Source organism: Streptomyces katrae, from assembly GCF_000966975.1.
GTDB lineage: Bacteria > Actinomycetota > Actinomycetes > Streptomycetales > Streptomycetaceae > Streptomyces > Streptomyces katrae.
In genome coordinates, this window is sequence record NZ_JZWV01001027.1 from 1 (window position 1) to 7,256 (window position 7,256).

Genomic DNA, 7,256 nt, shown 5'->3' on the forward strand with positions numbered 1-7,256 from the left:
CGACGGAGGCAGCTCGCCACCGCCCGCCGCCGGGGCGGCGTGCCGCCGCCGCGCGGGCTCGCGCTGGGCCGGGACCTGCCGGGCGGGCAGGCCGCCCTCCGGCGCCCCGCCACTCGCGTCGCCGACGCCACCGGGAGACTCGTCCCGTCCGTCAACGCTCATCGCGGAAGCCTCCGCACGACACGTACGACACACTCAGACCGGTCCACCGATCCAGCGTGTCACACGGCACGGCTGCCCCGGCCCGCCTTCCGCAGCCTCCACCCATCCGGGGACAATCCGGCGAATCTCCGGACTGCTCCTCACCCCTTCGAGTGACCGGCCGCTCCAGCAGCCCCGTTGACCTCCCGACGCCCGGCCCGCCCGGCCCCCACCCCTGCGGGGGCCGGGCGGACCGACGACATCAACAGCGGGGCGGCCGCGCCGGGCTCAGGCCGGCGCGCACCGGGCTCACGCCGTACGGGAACGCAGCCCCTCGAGCAGGATGTCCAGCAGCCGGGCCGAAGCGGCGGCCTGCTGAGCCGGGTCCGGCAGCGCGGGCGCGGCGGTCGCGATCACCAGCAGCACATCCGCCACCGTGACGTCGGCCCGCAGCTCACCGGCCTCCCGCGCCCGGTCCACCAGCCGGCCGACGACCTCCAGCAGCGCACCCGCGCCCGCGTCCTCCGATGGCTCGTCCTCGACCGGGGTCCGCGCGCCCACGACGCGCAGCTCCGGCGCCCCGCCCGCGACGGCCTGCCGCTGCTGCGGAACGCGCGCCGCGCCCTCGTCCTCGGCGTCCTCCTCGGCCGAGCCGACCCGCAGCACCTGCGGGGGCAGCAGCCGGCCCGCGCCCGAGGCCACGGAGGTCCGCAGGAAGCGCGACAGCGCCTGCCACGGCTCCTCCTCCTGGCCCAGAGCGGACTTGGCCTGCTCCGTCAGCCGGGCGGTCTCCTCCTCGGCTATGCGCCGGACCAGCACGTCCTTGCTGGGGAACCGCCGGTAGACGGTCCCGACGCCGACCCGGGCGCGCCGCGCCACGTCCTCCATCGGGGCCCCGTAGCCCAGCTCGCCGAAGACCTCGCGCGCGGCCCGCAGGACGTGCTCGAGGTTGCGCTGCGCGTCGACGCGCAGCGGCGTCGAGCGGCCGGTGCCATGGGTGGTCGAGCCCGCGATCACACGGCCGCCGCTCTCTGCGGACAGAGCGGTGGCAGAACCATGGAAATCGGAAATATGCATATGTATCCCCCGGTAATCATTTGTCTCCCCCCGGAGACACTCCCCGCCTTCGTGCCGAGGGGGGCCACGGTCATCAGGGCCCTGGTCCTACTCCTCGACGAGATACGAACATAGTTGAGCCAGAGTCAATTCAGAAGAGGCAGCCCCCGACGGAGCACCGCCCGATCGGAGCATTCACCCCCACTTTTCCGCCGCAAGCCCCCCGAATCACCCTCCCCGACGGCTCTGACCTGCGCACTTCTCAGCCAACTGACCCCTCTCGACCACCCCGCCCCACCCCCACCTCCGGTCACACAATTTGCCGGGCCTGTGGACAAACTCCCGGCCACGTTGCGTCATGGGGTGGTGAAGGCTGCTAACTCGCGGGGCGACGCCCCCGGTACCCCGCCCCGCACGCGCATCCTCGTCATCGGCGGCGGATACGTCGGCATGTACACCGCCCTGGGCCTCCAGCGGAAGCTCAGATCCGGCGAAGCCGAGATCACCGTGGTCACCCCCGAGCCCTACATGACGTACCAGCCCTTCCTCCCGGAAGCCGCCGCGGGCGCGATCTCACCCCGCCACGTCGTCATCCCCCTGCGCCGCGTCCTCGACCGCTGCCGCATCGTCATCGGCCAGGCCCAGCGCATCGACCACGCCAAACGCACCGCCACCATCACCACCCTCGCCACGCCCGACGAGGGCACCGGCGACCACGAGATCGAGTACGACGAACTCGTCCTCGCCCCCGGCTCCGTCTCCCGCACCCTCCCCGTCCCCGGCCTCGCCGACTACGGCATCGGGTTCAAGACCGTGGAAGAGGCCATCGGCCTGCGCAACCACGTCATCGAACAGATGGACATCGCCTCCTCCACCCGCGACCCCGCGATCCGCGACGCCGCCCTCACCTTCGTCTTCGTCGGCGGCGGATTCGCCGGCGTCGAAGCACTCGGCGAACTCGAGGACATGGCCCGCTACGCCGCCCGCTACTACCACAACATCAAGGCCGAGGACATGAAATGGGTGCTGGTCGAGGCCAGCGACCGGATCCTCCCCGAGGTCGGCCCCGAAATGGGCACCTACACCGTCCGCGAACTGCGCCGCCGCAACATCGACGTCCGCCTCGAGACCCGCCTCGAATCCTGCGAGAACCGCGTCGCCGTCCTCAGCGACGGCTCCCGCTTCCCCACCCGCACCGTCGTCTGGACCGCCGGCGTCAAACCCCACCCGGTCCTCGCCGCCACCGACCTCCCCAGGAACGAACGCGGCCGCCTGCGCTGCACCTCCTTCCTCACCGTCGAAGGCGTCGAACACGCCTGGGCCGCCGGCGACGCCGCCGCCGTCCCCGACATCACCGCCGCCGAACCCGGCAGCGAATGCGCCCCCAACGCCCAGCACGCCGTCCGCCAGGCCAAACAGCTCGCCGACAACATCGTCGCCGCCCTCCGCGACGAGGCCCTCACCGAATACGCCCACAAATACGCCGGCTCCGTCGCCTCCCTGGGCCTCCACAAGGGCGTCGCCCACGTCTACGGACGCAAGATCAAGGGCTACCCCGCCTGGTTCATGCACCGCACCTACCACCTCAGCCGCGTCCCCACCTTCAACCGCAAGATGCGCGTACTCGCCGAATGGACCCTCGCCGGACTCTTCACCCGCGAGATCGTCTCCCTCGGATCCCTCGAACACCCCAGGGCAGAGTTCGAACTCGCCGCCGGCGGAGGCCACCGCCACCACCCGCCGGGCCCCACCCCCACACCCCCGGGAGACGACAAGGGCTGACGTTGTCAGTGCGGTCCGCCACACTGGACGTGTGACCATAGGTGGGCTCACACCTGCACAGAGTGACGCCCCACGGAGTGACAGCAGCAAGCGACCGACCACACGGGGCACCTCCCGGCACCACCGGGAGGAACACCGCGACCACTTGCGACACCACGAGGCTTGAACGCAGTGAACTTCACGCGCTGGAGCGCCCGGTTTCCCGGAACGCAGCGCCGCGCCGCCGCACGGAACGAGCACGCCGCCGCCCAGGCCAAAAGGGGTGAAGGCTCCGTCCCGGCAGCCCGCGGCGCCGCCGCCCACCCCGTCGCGCCCCCCGAGGGCAGCCCCGCCGACGCCACCGTCTCCGGCACCGGCACGGCCCCGCTCCCCGCCGCACCCGCCCTCGACGAGCTCTCCGTCCAGGAGGTCCTCGGACTGCTCCCCGCCCTCGTCGCCCTCGTCCACGGCCCCGAGCACCGCGTCGCCTACGTCAACGACGCGTACACCGCCGGCTTCGGCCCCCGCACCACCGGCACCCCCGCCCACCAGGCCCTCCCCGAACTCGGCGAACTCGGCCTGCTCCCCCTCCTCGACCAGGTCCAGCGCAGCGGAAAACCCCGCACCGCCAAGAACCGCCAGGCCCCCGGCGGCGGCAGCTCCTACACCGTCACCTGCACCCCCGTACGGTTCCCCAAAGCCGACACCGACGGCCGCCCCGACCCCCACCACACCGGCATCCTCGTCCACCTCGCCGACGTCACCGACCACGCCGAGGCCGTCGACCGCCTCCGCGCCAGCGAACGCCGCCAGCGCGAGGCCGCCGTCACCCTCCAGCGCTCCCTCCTCCCCCAGGAACTCGAACAGCCCGACGACCTCCGCATCGCCGCCACCTACCAGCCCGGCGGCACCGAAGCCGCCGTCGGCGGCGACTGGTACGACGTCATCACCCTCGGCGCCGGCCGCACCGCCCTCGTCATCGGTGACGTCATGGGCCGCGGGGTGCGCGCCGCCGCCGTCATGGGCCAGCTCCGCACCGCCGTCCGCGCCTACGCCCGCCTCGACCTCCCGCCGCACGAGGTCCTCCAGCTCCTCGACGGCCTCGCCGCCGAGATCGACGCCAGCCAGATCGCCACCTGCGTCTACGCCGTCCACGACCCCAACGAAGGCCTCCTCGCCTACGCCTCCGCCGGCCACCTCCCCATCCTCGTCCGCGACGAGGACGGCACCGTCCGCCGCGCCGCCGACCCCACCGGCCCGCCGCTCGGCACCGGAGGCTGGCTCCACACCTCCGGCACCATCGCCCTCGGCCCCGGCTCCACCGCCGTCCTCTACACCGACGGCCTCGTGGAACGCCGCGGCGAGGACATCGACGAAGGCGTCTCCGCCCTCGAACGCGCCCTCGCCGGAGCCCAGGGCACGCCCGCGATCATCTGCGACCGCCTGATGCGCGCCCTCGGGGTCGACGCCGACCACGACGACGACGTGGCCGTCATGGTCCTCCAGCAGCCCGCCCGTACCGGAGCCGACGCCGAGCTCTTCCACAACGCCGCCCTCGAACTCCTCGGCGGAGTCGAGGCCGCCCCCCGCGCCCGCGCCTTCGCCCAGGGCGTCCTCAGCTCCTGGCGCTTCCCCGTCGAGCTCTGCGACCTCGGCGTCCTCGCCGCCAGCGAACTCGTCGCGAACTCCCTCCAGCACGGCACCCCGCCCATGCGCCTGCGCCTGCGCCGCACCGACCGCCGTCTGATCGTCGAGGTCACCGACGGGGACGACCACCTTCCGCGCCGCCGCCGCGCCGAACCGGCCGACGAGACCGGCCGCGGCATCTCGATCATCGCCACCATCGCCTCGGCCTGGGGCTCCCGCCGCACCCCCGGCGGCGGCAAGGCCGTCTGGTGCGAGTTCGCCCTCCCCGACACGTAACCCGGAACACGGAAGAGGCCCCGGTCCACCAGGACCGGGGCCTCACCCACACCACACACCTCTTAAACGGCGACCCGCTCCGCCGGCTGCTCCGCACCCTTGGCGGCCACCGCCGGACCCTGCGCCACGACCCGGCCGCCCAGCAGCGACGGGTTGTCCTGCACCGGGCTCAGCTGCCGCCCCAGCCGCAGCGCCAGCCCCGCGATCCCCAGCGAGACCAGCACGAAGATCCCGACGTACAGCATCGGAACCCCGGCACCCAGCGGCACGCCCAGCGGCCCCAGCGCCAGCGCCATCTGCTTGACCAGCGCAAACGCCGAGTTGTACTGCCCGACCGAACCCTCCGGAGCCAGGTCCGCCACCAGCGGCGCCAGCGTCGGCGACAGCATCGCCTCACCGATCCCGAACAGCGCGTACGTGCTCACGAACGCGGCGGCGGCCATCGTCGCGCTGCCGTGCCCCAGCCCGGAGAACCCGGCGATCAGCCACGCCACCGTCCAGATCAGCCCGACCAGCGCGATCACCCGCGACCGGCGGCGCTTCTCCACCAGCTTCAGCACCACGAACTGCGCCACGACGATCGCACCCGTGTTGGCGGCCAGCGCGAACCCGAGCGTGGACGGGGAGATCCCCGCGGCCTCCGTACCGAAGGCCGCCAGACCCGACTCGAACTGCCCGTAGCAGGCGAAGAAGAGCACGAAGCCCAGCAGACACAGCTGCACCATGGCCTTGTGCCGGAGCATCCGCTTCCAGCCGCCGCCGGCCGCCTGGGCCGGGTCCTTGGGCAGCGCGTCCTTGATGCTGGGCGCCTGCGGCATCCGCACGGTGGCGATCACCCCCGCCAGCACCAGGAACATCACGGCCTCGATGCCGAACAGCAGGGTGAAGCTCCCCGGCCGGGACACGTCGACGATCTGGCCGCCCGCGAGCCCGCCGATGCCCAGACCCAGGTTCTGCATGAAGAACTGCAGGGCGAAGGCCCGCGTACGGGTCGACGGGGTCGAGCACCACACGATCATCGTGGCCAGCGCCGGCTGCATCACGGCCTGCCCGGCACCCAGCGCCAGGGCGGACAGCAGGATCGGCACCAGGCCGGTGGAGAGCCCGAGGGAGAGCGCACCCACGGACGCGGCCACGGCCGCACCCATGACCACGGGCACCGGACCACGCCGGTCGATGACCCGGCCGGTGAAGGGCAGTGCGATGAGAGCACCCAGGGCGAACGCCACGAACGCACTCGTGGCGGCCATGGAGCCCAGCCCCCGCACCTGCGCCACATAGATGTAGAGGAACGGAACCGTGAAGCCGATGCCGAACGCGGTCAGCGCGTTCCCGGCCTGGATCCGCCGCATCGCGGCGCCCATCACCTTGGTCACTTCTCACCTGCCCTGATAGCTGAAGCCCGAAGACTTCATACCTAAAGTTCGATGTTTAACTCTACACATCGAAGGAGTTAGACGCCAACGGGTTCATGGGATACTTCGGACCATGGCTGACACCCCCGACGGCACGACCCCGCTCCACGAGCCGAGCCTCGACGAGCAGATCGCCGTCTACCAGCGCGAGTTCCAGGACCTGGACCCCCAGGTGGAGAAGGTCGTCTCGGCCCTCAGCCGCCTCAACCGCCGCATGAACGTCGCGTACGGCCGCCAGACGGCCGCCCTCGGCATCAGCAACGCGGAGTGGGAGGTCCTCAAGGCCCTCGTCCTCTCGGGCGCCCCGTACCGGATGGGCCCGAGCGAGCTCGCGAAGCAGCTGGGCCTCACGCCGGCGGCGATGACCCACCGGATCGACCGGATGACGGCCGAGGGTCTGGTCACCCGGGAACGGGACGAGTCCAACCGGGTCCGCGTGATCGTGGAGCTGACGGACGAGGGCCGCAGCAAGTGGCTGGACGCGATGCGCGCGGCGACGGTCTTCGAGGAGGACCTCCTCCAGGACCTCTCCACCGCCGAGCGCGGGGTGCTGGGGGACATGCTCATCCGGGTCCTGGACCGCGTGGAGGACCTCCAGTCCCGCGCCTGATCGCCCCCTCGCGGGCCCTGACCTCCCGAGTTGACACGCCCCTCGCTGATCCGTAAGGTTCTTCGAGTTGCCCCAGCGCCGGAAGGTTCTGAGGTCAACGAATCCGCCGCCTCGTTGCGGCAACCCACTCAGCACGATCTCCCACCGGGAACGAATTCGGCATGCCCGAATTAATTTCCGAAGGCCCGATTATCGGTTGCCGGGAAAATCCGCTAGAGTTCAGGAGTCGGAAGGGCCCAACAGCCCGGAAGACAAACCCCGCTGACTGGGGGTCAGGCCCGAAAGGATCTGATAGAGTCGGAAACGAAGAAAGAACGAAAGCCCGGAGGAAAGCCCGAGAGGGTGAGTAC

General features: G+C 71.7%; 5 protein-coding genes. 3 read left to right on the forward strand and 2 right to left on the reverse strand.

What is annotated here, in order from left to right; genetic code table 11:
* Window positions 1-450 precede the first annotated feature (450 nt).
* Window positions 451-1,218: a TetR/AcrR family transcriptional regulator gene (locus tag VR44_RS31655; RefSeq protein ID WP_045951065.1), complete on the reverse strand. Its 768-nt coding sequence runs from the start codon at window positions 1,216-1,218 to the stop codon at window positions 451-453.
* 342 nt (window positions 1,219-1,560) lie between these two features.
* Here VR44_RS31655 and VR44_RS31660 point away from each other — a divergent pair, with 342 nt between their 5' ends.
* Complete coding sequence (locus VR44_RS31660; protein ID WP_052713928.1) at window positions 1,561-2,979, forward strand: NAD(P)/FAD-dependent oxidoreductase; 1,419 nt, start codon at window positions 1,561-1,563, stop codon at window positions 2,977-2,979.
* A 171-nt stretch (window positions 2,980-3,150) separates the two neighbouring features.
* Window positions 3,151-4,881, forward strand: a complete 1,731-nt coding sequence (locus VR44_RS31665; protein WP_045951066.1) for an ATP-binding SpoIIE family protein phosphatase — start codon at window positions 3,151-3,153, stop codon at window positions 4,879-4,881.
* A 62-nt stretch (window positions 4,882-4,943) separates the two neighbouring features.
* Here the strand turns inward: VR44_RS31665 and VR44_RS31670 are convergent, their stop codons facing one another.
* Entirely contained in the window at window positions 4,944-6,245 is a 1,302-nt protein-coding gene (locus VR44_RS31670) for an MFS transporter (protein WP_045951069.1), read from the reverse strand.
* Window positions 6,246-6,369: 124 nt separating this feature from the next.
* Between VR44_RS31670 and VR44_RS31675 the strand changes: the two genes are divergently transcribed.
* Window positions 6,370-6,906 carry a MarR family winged helix-turn-helix transcriptional regulator gene (locus tag VR44_RS31675; RefSeq protein ID WP_045951067.1) on the forward strand — a complete coding sequence of 179 codons (537 nt, stop codon included), beginning with the start codon at window positions 6,370-6,372 and terminating at the stop codon, window positions 6,904-6,906.
* Window positions 6,907-7,256: the final 350 nt, after the last annotated feature.

What these genes read in the sequence shown, in the direction of transcription:
- VR44_RS31655 (WP_045951065.1), bottom strand. Translation starts at nt 1,218, where the DNA reads ATGCATATTTCCGATTTCCATGGTTCTGCCACCGCTCTGTCCGCAGAG.
- VR44_RS31675 (WP_045951067.1), top strand. Translation starts at nt 6,370, where the DNA reads ATGGCTGACACCCCCGACGGCACGACCCCGCTCCACGAGCCGAGCCTC.
- VR44_RS31670 (WP_045951069.1), bottom strand. Translation starts at nt 6,245, where the DNA reads ATGGGCGCCGCGATGCGGCGGATCCAGGCCGGGAACGCGCTGACCGCG.